The 15,118-nt window shown below is 69.9% G+C and carries 19 protein-coding genes; 10 read left to right on the top strand and 9 right to left on the bottom strand.

Annotation, left to right across the window (positions count from 1 at the left end; translation table 11 throughout):
* Nucleotides 1-24: 24 nt before the first annotated feature.
* Nucleotides 25-612, top strand: coding sequence for a hypothetical protein (locus QH290_RS36705; RefSeq protein ID WP_280388004.1), 588 nt, complete (start codon nucleotides 25-27; stop codon nucleotides 610-612).
* Here the strand turns inward: QH290_RS36705 and QH290_RS36710 are convergent.
* The 8 genes from QH290_RS36710 to mftR form a co-directional block, all read right to left on the bottom strand.
* Nucleotides 609-863, bottom strand: a complete 255-nt coding sequence (locus tag QH290_RS36710; RefSeq protein WP_280262070.1) for a cytochrome C oxidase subunit IV family protein — start codon at nucleotides 861-863, stop codon at nucleotides 609-611. The genes QH290_RS36705 and QH290_RS36710 overlap by 4 nt on opposite strands.
* 3 nt (nucleotides 864-866) lie before the next feature.
* Nucleotides 867-1,439 (bottom strand): cytochrome c oxidase subunit 3 family protein, encoded by a 573-nt coding sequence (locus tag QH290_RS36715; RefSeq protein ID WP_280388006.1) that lies wholly within the window; start codon nucleotides 1,437-1,439, stop codon nucleotides 867-869.
* Nucleotides 1,440-1,452: 13 nt separating this feature from the next.
* A complete protein-coding gene (locus QH290_RS36720; RefSeq protein ID WP_280262077.1) occupies nucleotides 1,453-2,202 on the bottom strand; it encodes a hypothetical protein in 750 nt (249 codons plus the stop codon).
* Complete coding sequence (locus tag QH290_RS36725; RefSeq protein ID WP_280388008.1) at nucleotides 2,199-2,957, bottom strand: hypothetical protein; 759 nt, start codon at nucleotides 2,955-2,957, stop codon at nucleotides 2,199-2,201. Before QH290_RS36725 ends, QH290_RS36720 begins: the two co-directional genes overlap by 4 nt.
* 54 nt (nucleotides 2,958-3,011) lie before the next feature.
* Nucleotides 3,012-3,413, bottom strand: a complete 402-nt coding sequence (locus tag QH290_RS36730; RefSeq protein WP_280388009.1) for a DUF427 domain-containing protein — start codon at nucleotides 3,411-3,413, stop codon at nucleotides 3,012-3,014.
* 18 nt (nucleotides 3,414-3,431) lie between these two features.
* The gene (locus QH290_RS36735) at nucleotides 3,432-4,325 is read right to left on the bottom strand and encodes an acyl-CoA thioesterase (protein WP_280262082.1); all 894 of its coding nucleotides are present in this window, start codon (nucleotides 4,323-4,325) and stop codon (nucleotides 3,432-3,434) included.
* A 20-nt stretch (nucleotides 4,326-4,345) separates the two neighbouring features.
* Nucleotides 4,346-5,599 (bottom strand): amidohydrolase family protein, encoded by a 1,254-nt coding sequence (locus QH290_RS36740; protein ID WP_280388011.1) that lies wholly within the window; start codon nucleotides 5,597-5,599, stop codon nucleotides 4,346-4,348.
* A gap of 111 nt (nucleotides 5,600-5,710) precedes the next feature.
* Nucleotides 5,711-6,316 (bottom strand): mycofactocin system transcriptional regulator, encoded by a 606-nt coding sequence (gene mftR, locus QH290_RS36745; protein WP_280262086.1) that lies wholly within the window; start codon nucleotides 6,314-6,316, stop codon nucleotides 5,711-5,713.
* A gap of 83 nt (nucleotides 6,317-6,399) precedes the next feature.
* Here mftR and mftA point away from each other — a divergent pair, with 83 nt between their 5' ends.
* Genes mftA through QH290_RS36790 form a run of 9 tightly spaced genes read left to right on the top strand, consistent with a single transcriptional unit; the run spans nucleotide 6,400 to nucleotide 13,937 of the window.
* Nucleotides 6,400-6,492 (top strand): mycofactocin precursor MftA, encoded by a 93-nt coding sequence (gene mftA, locus QH290_RS36750; protein ID WP_425301548.1) that lies wholly within the window; start codon nucleotides 6,400-6,402, stop codon nucleotides 6,490-6,492.
* Nucleotides 6,470-6,772, top strand: a complete 303-nt coding sequence (gene mftB, locus QH290_RS36755; protein WP_425301547.1) for a mycofactocin biosynthesis chaperone MftB — start codon at nucleotides 6,470-6,472, stop codon at nucleotides 6,770-6,772. Before mftA ends, mftB begins: the two co-directional genes overlap by 23 nt.
* Complete coding sequence (gene mftC / locus QH290_RS36760) at nucleotides 6,769-7,986, top strand: mycofactocin radical SAM maturase (RefSeq protein ID WP_280388013.1); 1,218 nt, start codon at nucleotides 6,769-6,771, stop codon at nucleotides 7,984-7,986. The genes mftB and mftC overlap by 4 nt, the downstream gene beginning before the upstream one ends.
* A complete protein-coding gene (gene mftE, locus QH290_RS36765) occupies nucleotides 7,983-8,684 on the top strand; it encodes a mycofactocin biosynthesis peptidyl-dipeptidase MftE (protein WP_280262093.1) in 702 nt (233 codons plus the stop codon). Before mftC ends, mftE begins: the two co-directional genes overlap by 4 nt.
* Nucleotides 8,685-8,717: 33 nt before the next feature.
* Nucleotides 8,718-9,554, top strand: coding sequence for a mycofactocin-coupled SDR family oxidoreductase (locus QH290_RS36770; RefSeq protein WP_280388015.1), 837 nt, complete (start codon nucleotides 8,718-8,720; stop codon nucleotides 9,552-9,554).
* On the top strand, nucleotides 9,551-10,900 hold the full coding sequence (mftF, locus tag QH290_RS36775; RefSeq protein WP_280388017.1) for a mycofactocin biosynthesis glycosyltransferase MftF: 1,350 nt from the start codon (nucleotides 9,551-9,553) through the stop codon (nucleotides 10,898-10,900). Before QH290_RS36770 ends, mftF begins: the two co-directional genes overlap by 4 nt.
* Before the next feature lie 17 nt (nucleotides 10,901-10,917).
* Nucleotides 10,918-12,099 (top strand): pre-mycofactocin synthase MftD, encoded by a 1,182-nt coding sequence (mftD, locus tag QH290_RS36780; RefSeq protein ID WP_280388019.1) that lies wholly within the window; start codon nucleotides 10,918-10,920, stop codon nucleotides 12,097-12,099.
* Between the two features lie 10 nt (nucleotides 12,100-12,109).
* Nucleotides 12,110-13,063 (top strand): adenylate/guanylate cyclase domain-containing protein, encoded by a 954-nt coding sequence (locus QH290_RS36785; RefSeq protein WP_280388021.1) that lies wholly within the window; start codon nucleotides 12,110-12,112, stop codon nucleotides 13,061-13,063.
* Between the two features lie 13 nt (nucleotides 13,064-13,076).
* Entirely contained in the window at nucleotides 13,077-13,937 is an 861-nt protein-coding gene (locus QH290_RS36790) for an LLM class flavin-dependent oxidoreductase (protein WP_280388023.1), read from the top strand.
* Between the two features lie 76 nt (nucleotides 13,938-14,013).
* Here QH290_RS36790 and QH290_RS36795 read toward each other — a convergent pair.
* Nucleotides 14,014-15,118, bottom strand: a 1,105-nt coding sequence (locus tag QH290_RS36795; RefSeq protein WP_280388025.1) for an amidohydrolase family protein, incomplete at its 5' end; no start/stop codon positions are given.

Here is a 15,118-nt window from a genome sequence, read left to right on the forward strand (position 1 = left end):
GACCAGTGACGATGGGAGACAGCTATGGACAGGACTTCGGTGGTGGCACCGGAAAACGATTCCACCGCAACCTCATCCGGTGAGGAGAACGACGAGGCGGTGGCCGCCGGGAAGCCGGTGCGCACGTGGCGTCGATGGCTGCCGCGCCCGGTGACCGCGGTGCTGGGCGTGCTCGTGGTGGTGGCTGTGGTGGTCGCGGTCGTTCTCGGCTGGAAGCTCGAGAACCGTAATGAGCGCAACGATGCCGGTCAGGCCGCGCTGGCCGCCGCGCAGAACTATGCCGTCGCGCTGACCAGCATCGACTCCTCGCGGCTCGATCCGGATATCACGACCGTCCTGGACGGTGCCACCGGTGAGTTCAAGGATATGTACAGCAAATCCGCCGATCAGCTGAAACCGATGCTGCTGCAGGCGAAGTCGGTCAGCAAGGGGCGCGTCGTCGCCGCCAGCGTGCAGTCCGCCTCGGCGGACCGGGCGGTGGTCATGCTCTTCGTCGACGCCGAGATCACGAACGTGACCAACCCACAACCCCGCATCGACCGCAATCGCATTCTGATGACCATGGACAGGGTCGGCGACCGCTGGCTGGCGAGCAAGGTGGAGCTGCCCTAGCCCGCCAGATAGATGGCCAGGACGGCGATCCACAGGACGGCCAGCCAGGCGTCGGTGGCGATCGCCAGCGCTCGCGGGGCGGTGCGGACCTCCATGAAGTGGCGGATTATCAAGCGGCACTTGAGGTATCCGAGTGCGATGACGGCGGCGGTGATGGGGATGCTGGCTACGGTGCCGTCGCCGGAATGGCCGGGGCCGAGCCACCAGCTGCCGATCGTGATGGCGCACAGGATTATCCAGACGGCGGTCACCGGTCACCTCATCACGTAGAACAGGGCGAATATGACGATCCAGAGCAGGTCGACCATGTGCCAGAAGATGGCTGCGGATTCGATGACGACCATGCGGCGGCGGTGCGGCGCGCGCCATTCGCGAACGACGATTCCCATGATCGCCAGCCCGAGTGCGACGTGCAGCAGGTGCACGCCGGTGAGGACGTAGTAGAAACTGAAGAACAGATCGGAGTTCGTGTTGCCACCGGCGATACCGTCCGCCCATTCGTAGGTCTTGATCAGGACGAAGACCGCCCCGCAGGCACCGGCGGCACAGGTGAGGCGGATCGTGCGCGGGTGGTCACCGGCGCGCGCGGCGGCGACGCTACGGGCTATCAGCCACGAACTCGTCAGCAGCACAACGGTATTCACGACACCGGCATTCAGGTGCAGGTGCTGCTGCGACCGCAGGAACGCCTCCGGTGTCATGGCGCGGTAGATCATGAAGATGACGAAGTAGCCGCCGAAGATGATCAGGTCACCGAACACCATCACCCACATGTGGCCGTCGGCGGGAACGCGGCGCGCGGCCACCGACGGTTCGGAATTCGTCATGGATCCTCCGAAGTCAGTCCGGCGGTGGGGAATCGGCCGGTTCGAGTGCGGTGGCGATGCGCAGCAGCACGAGGAGGCTGCCCAGCCACACGCCGAAGACGATCACCGCCAGCCAGAAGGCGATCGACCCGTTCCACGCGAAGGGCCCCGCCGTCGAGACGAACATCTGAGTGGCGATCACCTCGGTGACGATCTGCCAGATGTTCACGTAGGCGAACCATTTGGGGAAGATGCGGTTCCTGTCGTAGAGGATGGCCACCGCGAGCGCGAAGTAGGCCGCGCTGAAGCAGCCCAGCGATCCGTTGTAGGACAGCATGCCCAGGTCGTAGAGCAGACCCAGGACGTGCGGATCGCGGTCGGCGCGGAAGGTGGCGGTCAGGAAGCACGCCGCGACCAGCAGGCAGCCCGGCAGGGCACCGACCGACATCGCCGCGATGTACGCGTAGGCCAGGACGGATCCGCACGACATGCGCTTCATGTGGTAGCCGACGATGCCGTTGGTCACCGCGGCGCCGCCGACGATCAGCAGCAGCACGCAGAACCCGATCCGGATGGTGACGGCGTGATCGTGGAAGAAGTCGGCTATCCGAACGGCGCCGACGTCCGGGCGCGGGGGCGGCGTCACCCGGGCCAGCACACAGAAGACCACACCGAACGCGGCATAGAACGCGGGAAAGATCCAATAGATCAGCCAGACGTCCCGCTTCCCGGACGGCCCGGTCGTCGATTCCCGGCCGGAGCCGATGGAGGTCAGGGTGCTCACCGCCCCACTCCCTCCGCGACGGCCTGGCGACGCAGCGCCGTGCGCAGGACGAAGAACATGACGACGAGGAACAGCCCGAAGGCGATGGTGCGCAACCAGAACGACAGTGCGCCGTCCCAGGCCAGCGGGCCGGTCCGGAATACCGCCGCGCCCGCGGCGGGCACCATCGCCAGCGCGGTCGCCAGTGAATAGTGCCCGACCCAGCGCGGGAAGACCGGCGCCGATCCCTTGCGAGCAGAGCCCGTGTCGAAGTAGATCGCCAGCGCCAGCAGGAGATTCTGGACGACGACCATGCCGACCGGGGCGACGAAAACGATCCAGGCCAGGTCGTTGAGCACCATGACCAGCTCCGGATCGCGATCGGGCCGGAACGCCGCCACCAGGAAGAAGATGTCCGACAGCGCGAAGATCGTCGCTCCGCTGGCCGCGGCCGTCAGATAGCAGTAGGCGAAGACATGGCTCTGGGCCGCCATGCGCTTCATCTGCACGACGATCACCATGAAGAACGGCACCAGCATGATTCCGCACAGGTTGTAGGTGACCATGCTGAACCGGATCCACGCGGTGTTGTCCCGGTAGAAGGCCGCGACCTGGTCGGCCGTCAGCTGCGGTGAGAGCGGCGGCCGGAATCCCGGGAAGGTCACGAACGCGATCAGCAGGATCACCGCGACCACCGGCGCCGACCACAGGCACACCAGCTGGGTCCGGATATTCGCCGTCTCCGGCAGTTGTTCGGCCTCGGCGAGGATCCGCATCACCGTTCTCCCTCCGGCGTGAACACATTCATGGGCCCGAAATCCCCTGACCCGTCAGCGATCCCGCGCGAGCGGCGCGCTGACCGCCGGGGTGGCCACCCCGACCTCCAGCCGGGCGCGATCTTGATAGAAGGCGATGTGGCCGCGCAGCAGCGCCACCTCGGTGTAGGGCTCGTCGTATTCCCAGGCGATCGGCTCGGGCTCGTCGTGCGTGCGCCAGTAGCGTGCCGCGCCCTTGAACGGGCAACGCGTGCTGCGTGCGTCGGGGACGAGCAGATCGAATCGCACATCGGATCCGGGGAGATAGAACACGATTCCGTGGTCCTGCTCGGCCACGAGCAGACCCGCGGTCGTCTCCGCCAGGACGTGATCGCCGTGCGTGACCCGGATCCGGTTGCGCACGCGATGCACGTCGATCCGATAGTCCGGACGGTCGGAATACCCTGGGGGCGGCACGATCTCGTCTCCTCGGTGTCAGAGCGCGGTGCCGGAGGCGGCGGCACCGGGTGTGCGGAATCCGCGCAGCATCGCGTGCACGGTGTAGGAGGCCGCGAGCCGCCCGTCGCGGGTGTGCACCCGCCCCTCGCTGTGGGCGTGACCGCGGCCCGAATAGATGGCTCGAGTGGTGTAGAGCAGCCAGTCGGTCACGTCGGCATCATCGTGAAAGGTGATGGTGGCCATGGTGATTCCGGTCGAGATCGACCGGTGCGCCATGGCCTCGCCGAATCCGGCGTGTGGGCGCAGCGCGGCGGCGACCGTCCAGTGCGTGGTCGATTGGCACAGCAGTGCGGCATGCAGGTGGTTGTGCTCCGGCGCCTCGCGGAACCGGGTCCAGACGAACAGCTCGGGCGGCCCGGCCCGCTGCGGGTCCGGATCGTAGGCGTCGTCGACCACGCGCATGTCGCGGCCGTCGACCACGGCCCCGGGAATCGCGAGCGGGCGCAGCCGCTCCGGGGGCGTGACCTGCGGCATCGGATCCGCCGCTCGCACCAGATCGGCCGCTCCCGCATCGAGGAGAACAATTCCGGCACAGCATATTTCGCCGTGCTGCCGAATCTGGACCTGCGCCGTGGTGAAGGTGCGCCCGGTCCGCGGTACCTCGACCCGCACCGCCAGCGGCGCCTCGTGCTCCACCACGCGGGAGAAGATCATCGACACCGAGGTCACGCGTTGCTCGGGAACCTCTTTGGCGGCGGCCACCACGGCGGCGCCGAGCAACTGCCCGGCCTCGACCACGTTGCGTTCGGTCGGGCCGTGGGCGGGGGCGAGGTATTCCCCCGCGCCGCGCCGCCGGACATCCATGAGGCGCAGCAGTTCCCGCTGACTCCACGACAGTGCTTCGGTCGCGCGAGTGTCCGGGTGAGTCATTGCGGCCTGCCCCGCCGCCGTCAGCTCGCCCTCGCGGCGTATGCCTCGGCGTACTCCTTACGCGACGTCGTCGAGGTGTCGACATCCTTGGCCTGCTCCCGCAGCGCCCCCACCGTCGCCTGCTCTTTCGGGATGTGCGCGAACGGATCCCAGTCCAGGAAGCGGCAGGCATTCTGCCAGGTGATCTTGTTGATATCGGAGTCGTCGGCCCCGGCGGCCTCGAGTTCCTCGAGCACGAACTCCGGAGCGTTCGGCCAGATCGAGTCGGAGTGCGGGTAGTCGCATTCCCACGCGATGTTCTCGATGCCGATCTCGTGACGCATCTTCAGCGAGGTCTTGTCGGTGACGTAGCAGGAGACCGTGTGCTCGCGGAACACCTCGCTGGGCAGCTTGCCGCCGAAGTCGCGGCGCAGCCACTTCTGGTTGGTGTAGTGCCGATCGGAGCGGTCCAGGAAGAACGGGATCCACCCGACGCCGCCCTCCGAGAACGCGACCTTCAGCTTGGGGTAGGTGCGGAATGCCGGTCCCCACAGCAGATCCTGGGCGGCGATCAGCGAAACACTCGGCGCCAGCACCATCAGATTGTCGATCGGTGCGTTCGGTGCCAGGTTGAGCACCCGGAAGCCCTGGCCGATATGCAGATTCATCACGGTGCCGTGATCGGACAGGGCGTCGAAGACCGGCCCCCAGTACTCCATGTCGTGATAGCTGGGCAGCCCGTCGAGGTGCGGCAGCTCCGGCATCGACACCGAACGGCAGCCCTTCTCGGACACCCGCGCGATCTCGGCGACGGCCAGCTTCGGATCCCACAGCGGCAGGATCGACAGCGGGATGAAGCGGCCCGGATAGGCGCCCGCCCAGTCCTCGATGTGCCAGTCGTTGTAGGCCTGGATCATCGCGACGGTGATCTCGTCCTTGAAGTAGGCCAGGTGCCCGGCGCTGAATCCGGCGAAGGTGGGGAAGCACATCGAGGCCAGGATGCCGTTGGCGTTCATATCGCGGATCCGCTCGTGCACGTCGTAGACGCCGGGCCGCATTTCGGCGTAGCCCGCCGGGTCGTAGCCCCACTCCTCGGGCGGCCAGGACACCACGGCGTTGAGGCCCGTGACGCCGGTCGGGCGGTCGCGGTACACCCACCGGTCGATGCCCTTGTCGTCGACGACGACCTTGGGCGCCAGGTCCGCCCACTTCTTCGGGACGTGGCCGTCGAACATGTGGATCGGCTCGACCACATGGTCGTCGATGCTTACCAGGATCATGTCGTCGATGTTCACGGGACTCCTCGCTGCTCGTGCTGCTACCGGGCGGGTCGGCCCGCCCGCGGTGTGAGATCAGCAATCTCCGATGGCGAGAATAATACTCTCGTCATTGGTCGGACGATACCCTCAACCGGCGTCGCCGGGCGCGGTGTCGGCGAATCCGGACGCCAGCGCGCGCAGCGCGGCGTCGAGATAGGCGGTCAGATCGGCGTCGGCCCGCCGCACCCAGGCGTCGTACGCGGCGCGGCACACCGCGAGGGTGGCGCGGCCGACCGCGAGCGGATACAGCGCGTCCGGCGGGGTGCCGGTGCGCCGGGCGGCGAAGTCGATGATCGCCCGCTCCCAGGCGTCGTAGTGCACCGCGGCGCTGGCGACCAGGGTCGGGACCGTGCTGAGCAGGCGCATGCGCATGCGCAGTTCGGGGATGTCCGTGGCGCGGTAGTCGTTGGCCGCCAGCACGGCTCGGCGGATGGCGGGGAGCAGGCCGAGGTCCGCGGGGGTGTCGTCGAGCAGGGTCCGGATCGCGTCGACCTCGCCGTCGAACCGGTGCCACAGCACCGCCGTCTTCGACTCGAAGTACCGGAAGAAGGTGCGCGCGCTGACCCCGGCGGTGGCGGCGATCTGCTCGACGGTCGTCTCCTCGAACCCCTGCGCGGTGAACAGTTCCAGCGCGATGAGCTCCAGTTCGCGGCGGCTGGTGCCCCGGGGCCGTCCGGCTCTTGTTTCTGACACGAAATGACATTACCTTGTTTGGAGAACAGTATTTCCATTTCGTCACGCGGTGACGGAAGCTCGGCCCTCGGGGAGTTCTCATGATGGACAACGACATCGAGTACGTGGAGGCGCTCGTCGCCGACGAGACGCTGGTGGAAGAGGTGTCGATCGATGGCATGTGCGGTGTCTACTGAGCCGCGGCCGTTCGACCTCGACGGCCGCTGGGCGCTGGCGGAGCAGGTGTCGGTCCGGCCCGAGCGGTTCGGGGCGCTGCTGTACCACTTCGGCACCCGGCGGCTGTCGTTTCTCAAGAGCCGCACGCTGTTTCACGTTGTGACCGGTCTGTCCGCCGCCGGGTCGGCGCGGCAGGCCTGTCTCGCGGCGGGCGTCCCGGAGGCCCAGCTGCCCGCCTACCGGACCGCCCTGGCGGCCCTCGCGGCCTCCGACATGATCCGGGAAGGGGCCCCCTCATGAACGCACCGCTGCCGCTGGTCGAGCAGTTCCACTACGGCCTGGACGCACCGATCTGCCTGACCTGGGAGCTCACCTACGCCTGCAATCTGTCGTGTGTGCACTGCCTGTCCAGTTCCGGGCGGCGCGACCCGCGGGAACTGACGACCGACGAATGCACCGGCCTGATCGACGAGTTCGAGCGGATGCAGGTCTTCTACGTCAATATCGGCGGCGGCGAGCCGACCGTGCGCCCGGACTTCTGGGATCTGGTCGACTACGCCACCGGCCATCACGTCGGAGTCAAGTTCTCCACCAACGGGATTCGGATCACGCCCGACGCCGCGCGCCGGATCGCGACCAGCGGCTACGTGGATGTGCAGATCTCGCTCGACGGCGCCACCGAGGCGGTCAACGACGCGGTGCGCGGCGCCGGGTCGTACCGCACGGCGATCCGGGCGATGGAGCGGCTGGCCTCCGCGGGGGTGTACGACTTCAAGCTGTCGGTGGTGGTCACTCGCCAGAACGCGGGCCAGCTCGACGCGTTCCGGGCGATCGCCGACCTGTTCGGTGCCCAGCTGCGGTTGACCCGGTTGCGGCCGTCCGGCCGCGGCGCCGACACCTGGGACGAGTTGCACCCGACCGCGCAACAGCAGCGGGATCTGTACGACTGGCTGCGCGACCACGGCGAGTCGGTGCTGACCGGGGATTCGTTCTTCCATCTGGCCGGGTACGGAGAGTCGCTGCCCGGGCTGAATCTGTGCGGGGCGGGGCGGGTGGTGTGCCTGATCGATCCGGTGGGTGACGTCTACGCGTGCCCGTTCGCGATCCACGATCGGTTCCGCGCCGGAAACATCCGCACCGCAGGGGGATTCGAGCCGGTGTGGCGCGATTCCGAGCTGTTCGCCGAACTGCGTGCGCCGCAGACCGGCGGCGCCTGCACCGCCTGCTCCGCCTACGACGCGTGCCGTGGCGGCTGTATGGCGGCGAAGTTCTTCACCGGCCTGCCGCTGGCCGGTCCGGATCCGGAATGTGTTCGCGGATACGGTGATTCGGCGCTGGCAACGGTCGATCGGAACACCGTGCCGAAGCCTTCCGAGGACCATTCGCACCGGGGCGGCCGCGTCGCGATCGGCATGCCCGGCATGCCGCGGCGGGCTTCGGGAATACCACAGCGGGCCTGTGACGAGAGCCCGCTGGCGGGCTTCGCCGGTCCGGGACAACGGGGTGCGCCGTGAGGCCGCCGCACCGTCTGGCCGATCTGGCGTGGCCGGACATCCGGGACCGGGCGGCGGCGGGCGCGCTGCTCGCGGTTCCGGTCGGCGCCACCGAACAGCACGGGCCGCATCTGCCGCTGTCGACCGATACCGATATCGCGGTCACGCTGTGCGATCGGCTGGCGGAGTCCCGCGCGGACGTGCTGGTCGCGCCGCCGGTGCCGTACGGATCCAGCGGCGAGCACGCGGGTTTCGCCGGTACCCTGTCCATCGGCCGGGAAGCTACCGAACTGCTGCTCGTCGAGTTGGGCCGCAGCGCCTGCGAGACGTTCTCCCGCCTGTTGTTCGTCTCGACCCACGGCGGCAACGACGCACCGGTCACCCGCGCGGTCGAGCGGCTGCGCGCGGAGTCCCGCGACGTCCGCGGATTCGCCCCGAGCTGGCACGGCGACCCGCACGCAGGCCGCACCGAAACGTCGCTGATGCTGTCCCTGCGCCCCCTCGCGGTCCGCTGCTGCCGCGCCGTCACCGGCAACACCAGCCCGTTGCGAGAACTGATGCCCCAGTTACGTTCCTGCGGCGTCCGCGCCGTCAGCCCCTCGGGAATCCTCGGCGACCCCACCGGCGCCACGGGCTCCGAAGGCAGCACCCTGATGGATGCGCTGTCCGCGGCCCTGGCGTGGCAGGTCGAGCAGTGGCACGGCGAGGAGGCCGCGTGATGGCTGTGACGGCATGGGGGAGGGAGGTGTGCCGTGGTCCGGGCTCGGAGCGTGGTGAGTGAGGGCGGGCATCGCCGGGTGGCGGTGGTGACCGGGGCCGCGCGCGGGATCGGGGCGGCCACCGTGCTGGCGCTGGCGGACCGGGGATGGTCGGTGCTGGCGGTCGATGTGGCCGAGGACGATCCGGTCCTGCCGTATTCGATGGGATCCAAGCGGGAGCTGCTGGCGGTCGCCACGGAGGCGGCCAGCCGGGTCAATCGGGTCGGCGCGGTCCGGCCCTTCGTGGCCGACGTGCGCGACCCCGAGGCGCTACGGTCCGCCGTGGCCGAGGCGGTGGACACCTGGGGCGGCCTGGACGCCGCCGTCGCCGCCGCCGGGGTGATAGCGGGCGGAGTTCCGCTGTGGGACATGCCGATCGAGCAGGAACGCGCGGTGCTCGATGTCTGCCTGGGCGGCGTGGTGAATCTGGCCCGGGCGGCCGTCCCCGCGCTGCTGGCCCGCCCCGCCCCGCGCACGGGCCGGTTCCTGGCCGTCGCCTCGGCCGCCGCGACCAAGGGCCTGCCGATGCTGGCGGCCTACTGCGCGGCGAAAGCCGGTGTGGCGGGGCTGATTCGGGCGCTGGGATCCGAACTCGGCGGCAGCGGCGTCACCGCGAACGCGGTCAGCCCGGGTTCCACGGATACCGCCGTCCTGGACGAGACGGCCCGCCTGTACGGGCTGCCGGACGCGGCACGATTCGGCGGCCAGCAGCCCGTGGGCCGCCTGCTCGATCCCGCCGAAATCGCCAGCGTGCTGGCCTTTCTCGCCGGTGCCGACAACAGTGCGATGACCGGCGCGGTGGTGCCCGTCGACGGTGGGCTGGCGCTATGACCGACCCGTTCCCGCAGGGCGTGCGGGTGACCCTCGATCCGGGCGTCCGCATGCTCAGCAGGCACCTGTGGTGGGGTGGCTCGCCCGCGCGCCTGCTACGGCTGACACCGGCCGGATACGTGGCCTGGCAACAGCTTCGGGCGGCGCCGGTGGCGGGCGGTGCCGCGGCCGTGCTGGCACGGCGGCTCACCGACTCCGGCTTCGCGCATCCCCGGCCGCGGCCGCGGCGGGCGCCCGATATCACCGTGGTGGTCCCGGTGCGGGATCGTCCGGTGCCGCTGGCGCGCTGCCTGGCCGCCCTCGGGAACCGCTACCCGGTGCTCGTGGTCGACGACGGGTCGGCCGACCCGTCGGGTATTGCCGCTGCGGCGGGCCGGTACGGCGCGACCTTGCTGCGGCACGACCGCAATCGCGGGCCCGCCGCCGCGCGCAACACCGCGCTGCGCCGCGTACGGACCGAACTCGTGGCGTTCGTCGACAGCGATTGCGTTCCCGACGGCGACTGGATCGGCCGTCTCGCAGGGCATTTCGATGATCCGCTGGTCGCGGCGGTGGCCCCGCGCATCACCGCGCTCGGCCCCGGCCCCTGCGAACTGGACCTCGGGGTCAGCCCCGCGCGGGTGCTCCCGAACGCCGGGGTGACCTTCGTTCCCACCGCCGCGCTGCTGACCCGGCGCGGCGCCCTCGTCGACATCGCCCGGCACACCGCGGTATTCGATCCCGACCTGCGGGTGGGGGAGGACGTCGACCTGGTGTGGCGGCTGCACGCGGCGGGCTGGCGGGTGCGCTACGACCCCGGCGTCCTGGTCGCGCACGAGGAACCCGGCTCGATCGGCCGGGTCCTCGCCCGCAGATTCCGCTACGGGACCTCGGCCGCGCCGCTGGCCCTGCGGCATCCGGATTCGAGTGCGCCCCTGGTGGTTCCGCTGTGGTCGGCGGTCACCGTGCTGGGTCTGCTCGGTGGATCGCCGGGGGCGGCGGCCGCGGCCTTCGCGGCGTCGGTGCTGAGCAACGGCGCGACGCTGCGGCGGCTGGGCGCGCCCGCGAGTCAGGCGCTGCGATACGCGACGGTGGCCCTGTGGCACACCGGATCGGGAATCGGCCGCTACGGCACGCGATTCGGGTTCCCGCTGCTCGCCCTGGCCGCGGTCGGCGGCGGGCCCGGTCGCCGAGTCGCGCTCGGGGCACTGGCCTGCGCGGCCGTCGCCGGGCGGCGTAATCCGCTGCGCCAGATCGCCGACGACGTCGCCTACGGGTGCGGTGTGTGGGCCGGGTGCCTGCGGCATCGCACGATCGTCCCGCTGCGTCCCCGGCTGGCCGGTCGCGGTGCCTGCTCGAAAAGCTGAGAGAACAAGGAGATTCCATGGCCGCGAGTTGGTTCGAGACCGTTGCCGAGGCACAGCGCCGTGCCCGCGGACGACTGCCGTCGTCGGTGTACAGCGCGCTGCTGGCCGGGTCGGAGAAGGGAGTGACCCTGCGCGACAACGTCGATGCGTTCGACGAGATCGCGCTGGCGCCCCGGACCGCCGGGCTGTCGGACAAGCGTGATCTCGCGACAACAGTGCTGGGACAGGAGATTTCGTTCCCGGTCCTGATCTCGCCCACCGGTGTGCAGGCCGTGCATCCCGAGGGCGAGGTGGCCGTCGCCCGTGCCGCCGCGGCCCGCGGCACGGCGATGGGGCTCAGTTCGTTCGCGAGCAAACCGATAGATCAGGTGGTGGCGGCGAACGAGAAGACGTTCTTCCAGATCTATTGGATCGGCGGCCGCGAGGCCGTGCTGCGCCGGGTGGAGCGGGCGCGGGCGGCCGGTGCCGTCGGCCTGATCCTCACCCTCGACTGGTCGTTCTCCTACGGCCGGGACTGGGGCAGCCCGCACATCCCGGAGCGGCTCACTCCCCGCGAAGCGGTGCGGTTCGCCCCGCAGGCCCTGCGCAAACCGCGGTGGCTGCTGACCTATCTGCGATCGCGTGGGCTGCCGGACCTCACCGTGCCGAATATGGCCGAGGACGGGGAGATCCCCACATTCTTCGGCGCCTACGGGCAGTGGATGAACTCACCGAAACCCACCTGGGACGACGTGCGCTGGCTGCGTGACCACTGGGAGGGCCCGCTGCTGGTGAAGGGCGTGATCCGGGTGGACGAGGCGCGCCGGGCCGTCGACGCCGGTGTGGACGCGATCTCGGTGTCCAATCACGGCGGCAACAATCTCGACGGCACGCCCGCCACCATTCGCGCCCTGCCCGCCATCGCCGAGGCCGTCGGCGACGAGGTCGAGGTGCTGCTCGACGGCGGTATCCGGCGGGGCAGCGATGTCGTCAAGGCGGTGGCGCTCGGCGCCCGTGCGGTGCTGATCGGGCGCGCGTACCTGTGGGGTCTGGCGGCCGGGGGTCAGGCCGGTGTCGAGAATGTCCTCGATATCCTGCGCGGCAGTATCGATTCGACGCTGATGGCGCTGGGGCACAGCTCGATTCACGACCTCGGGCGCGACGACGTGGTGTTACCGCCGGGCTTCGCCTGCGCACTCGGTGCCGCGGACCCGCACTGATACCGCGGCCATGTCCGCGCGACGCGACGGTACGCACGGGCCCCTGCCCGGATTCGGTGAGCCGCTGCGGTATACGGCCGGTGAGGCGGCGGCCGCCGTCGGCATCCCACTGGCGCGCGCCCGGCAGTTCTGGCGCGCCCTCGGCTACCCGGCCAGCGGCGACGAGGCGGTGGCATTCGGTGCGTCCGATGTGCAGTTGCTCCGGACGATCAGCGGCTATGTCTCCGACGGTGTGCTGACGGAGGCGGATACGCTGCGCCTGACCCGCGTTCTGACCCGGGCCATCGCCCACCTGGCCCATCTGCAGGTGGAGATCGTCGCGAGCCAGCAGGCCCGGGCGCGGGCGGGCGGCATCGACGCGGTGCACGAGATGATGCAGCGGATGCCGGAGGTGCAGCAGGTCCTCGGCCAGATCTGGGTTCGCCAATTGTCCACGGCCATCCAGGGTTTCGAGGCGAGTGCCGCGGCGTCGCCCACAGCGGCGGTGGCGGTGGGGTTCGCCGACATCGTCGATTTCACGGAGTTGACCCGCAGTCGCGCCGAGGGCGATCTGACGCGCGTCGTGAGCCGGTTCGAATTCCGCTCGACGCAGGTGATCTTCGACTCGGGTGGCAGCGTGGTGAAGATGCTGGGGGACGAGGTGCTGTTCACCGCGCCCGATGCCGCCGGTGCCGCGGGCATCGCCGGTCGTCTGATCGAGCAATTCGCCGGGGACCCCGACATTCCCGGGCTGCGGGTCGGGGTGGCCTGGGGTCCGGTGATCCGGTACCTGGGCGATATCTTCGGGACCACCGTCAACCTCGCCAGCCGCCTGACCGCGCTGGCGGAACCCGGCACGGTGCTGGGTGCGCCCGGAGTGGCGCAGGCGCTGGCGGGACATTCGGGTTTCCGGTTGATTCCGTTGCCGGACATCGAGATTCGTGGCATCGGCACGGTGGCACCGGTACGGATCGCGCGACACTGAGACGAGGATGGCGATGGTCGAGTTCTTCTTGTTCCTCCCGCAGGTGCGGCTGCCCGTGGCCGATATCGTCGAGCGCGCGCGGGTGGCGGAGGCGGCCGGGTTCGAGGGCGTGGCCTTCATCGATCACCTGCAGGCGCCCGGCGCGGAACGACAACCCCTGTGGGAGGCGATGACCGTGGCGAGCTGGGTGGCGGCGCGGACGGACCGGCTGCGCGTCGGTCACCTGGTGCTGTGCGACGCGTTCCGGCACCCGGCGGTGCTCGCGAAACAGGCCGTGACGCTGCACGAGGCGTCCGGCGGACGGTTCGAACTCGGGCTGGGCTCGGGTTCGGTCCCGCGCGAGCTGGTGCGGTTCGGGGTGACTACGGAGCGTGCCGCCGGGCGGCAGGCTCGGCTCGAGCGGACACTCCGAATGCTCAGGCGCTACTGGGATTCGGGTGAGGCAGATGCCCTTGTGCCGCAGCCCGGTACGCCGATACCCCTGGTGCTCGGTGGTGCCGGTGACAGAACTCTCGACCTGGCCCGCGAATACGCGACGTGGTGGAATCTCCCGGCCCCCGACATCGGCCGCCTGCCGGAGCTGATGCCCGCCGCCGCCCCCGCACGAGTGTCGGTCCAGCAGATGGTCGGCTTCATCGGCTCCAACGCCTCCGCCGCAGACGTCCGCGCCCGCAGCCTCCGCCGCTTCGGCTACCTCGGCGACGGCCTCCACTGCGGCACCGCCCCGGACCTCCTCGCCCACTTCACCGCCCTCGCCCACCGCGGCGTAGAACGCTTCTACATCTGGTTCACCGACTTCGCCCCACCCCCAACCCTCACCGAATTCGGCGAGTCGGTGGTACGGCCGATGGCAGGTTCGACCGGAACACCCTGACCTCCCACCGTCTTCGGCGTAGCGCCGCCCTTGTCCCGGCATGCTTTTGGCCGGGACCCACCACGTCGGCGGGAGATCACCCGAGGTGGGCTGGGTTACCCGCGATGATGGTGGCGGCTACGAGATCTGTTGGGGGAGTGCGGAGGACGTCTTGTGGAGGTGGGTGGAGGAGGGTTAGGTCGGCGGGACGGCCTGGGGAGATGGTGCGGTGGTGGGCCGGGTGGTGGGGATCTGCGGTGAATAGGGCTATGGCTGTTTCGAGCGGGACGGTTTCCGGTTGGGTGGTGGGCGGGCGGGTCACTGCGGCACGGATTGCCTGCCATGGGTCGGACGAGCCGAAGGGGGCGTCGGTTCCGGCGGCGACGGCGGCGCCCGCCGTGAGCAGCGAGCGGAGCCGCCAGAGGTCGGGCTGTTCGTCGGCGGGGACCTCCCGGGCGTACTGGTCGGCGCGCTCGACGGGGAAATGGGGCTGGGTGATCACCGGTATGCCGCGGTCGCGTAGCCAGGGGATGGTGTCGGCGGGGATGATCGCGCCGTGCTCGATGCGGTCGCCGTGGCGTACCCCCGCGCCGTCGAGCGCGGCCATCGTCAGAATCAGCTGGACGCGGGTAACACAGTGCACCGCAACGGATCTGCCCGCATCGTGCGCGCCGCGGATCCTGCCGACGAAGTCGTCGAGCGGCGGTAGCGACGCGTCGTCGAGCAGGATCTTGGTGGGGCCCAGCGTGAATCGCGAGACGCGCGGATCGGTGACCGTCGGAGGGGCCATGCAGTGCACCCGCTGCCGGATCCGTCCGTCGGCGGTCAGCCGCGCGAGGTGGTTGATGTCGTCCTGGCTGAGATCCGGTGTCGCGTCGGTGAATCCGGTGATACCTTTCGCGGCCGCCTCGGCACTGACCCGGTCCGGATCTGGCGCCGTGCCGCCTGTCTGGGTGGCCAGCCAGGAATCCATCCGCCACAGTCGCCCGGTGGCGCGTCCGCTGCCATCGCGTTCGACCCCGGGAAGTGCGCAGTCGTCGACGCCCAGTAGCTCGCACGCCCGGGAATTGAGTATCCACAATGCGCCGGAGCGATGCTGGACGCGGACCGCGCGCTCGCCCACTATCCGATCCAGCGTGTCCCGGCTCAGGCTCGTCTCGCCGTCGTGATAGCCGACGGCCCGAATCCACGCTCCCGCGGGC

It is taken from the genome of Nocardia wallacei (genome assembly GCF_029869545.1).
GTDB lineage: Bacteria > Actinomycetota > Actinomycetes > Mycobacteriales > Mycobacteriaceae > Nocardia > Nocardia wallacei_A.

Bases quoted from the DNA above. Each gene is read 5' to 3' on its own strand.
- QH290_RS36725 (WP_280388008.1), bottom strand. From the start codon at position 2,957: ATGCGGATCCTCGCCGAGGCCGAACAACTGCCGGAGACGGCGAATATC.
- QH290_RS36715 (WP_280388006.1), bottom strand. From the start codon at position 1,439: ATGACGAATTCCGAACCGTCGGTGGCCGCGCGCCGCGTTCCCGCCGAC.
- mftA (WP_425301548.1), top strand. From the start codon at position 6,400: ATGGACAACGACATCGAGTACGTGGAGGCGCTCGTCGCCGACGAGACG.
- QH290_RS36785 (WP_280388021.1), top strand. From the start codon at position 12,110: ATGTCCGCGCGACGCGACGGTACGCACGGGCCCCTGCCCGGATTCGGT.
- QH290_RS36790 (WP_280388023.1), top strand. From the start codon at position 13,077: ATGGTCGAGTTCTTCTTGTTCCTCCCGCAGGTGCGGCTGCCCGTGGCC.
- mftF (WP_280388017.1), top strand. From the start codon at position 9,551: ATGACCGACCCGTTCCCGCAGGGCGTGCGGGTGACCCTCGATCCGGGC.
- mftB (WP_425301547.1), top strand. From the start codon at position 6,470: ATGGCATGTGCGGTGTCTACTGAGCCGCGGCCGTTCGACCTCGACGGC.
- QH290_RS36705 (WP_280388004.1), top strand. From the start codon at position 25: ATGGACAGGACTTCGGTGGTGGCACCGGAAAACGATTCCACCGCAACC.
- QH290_RS36735 (WP_280262082.1), bottom strand. From the start codon at position 4,325: ATGACTCACCCGGACACTCGCGCGACCGAAGCACTGTCGTGGAGTCAG.
- mftC (WP_280388013.1), top strand. From the start codon at position 6,769: ATGAACGCACCGCTGCCGCTGGTCGAGCAGTTCCACTACGGCCTGGAC.
- mftD (WP_280388019.1), top strand. From the start codon at position 10,918: ATGGCCGCGAGTTGGTTCGAGACCGTTGCCGAGGCACAGCGCCGTGCC.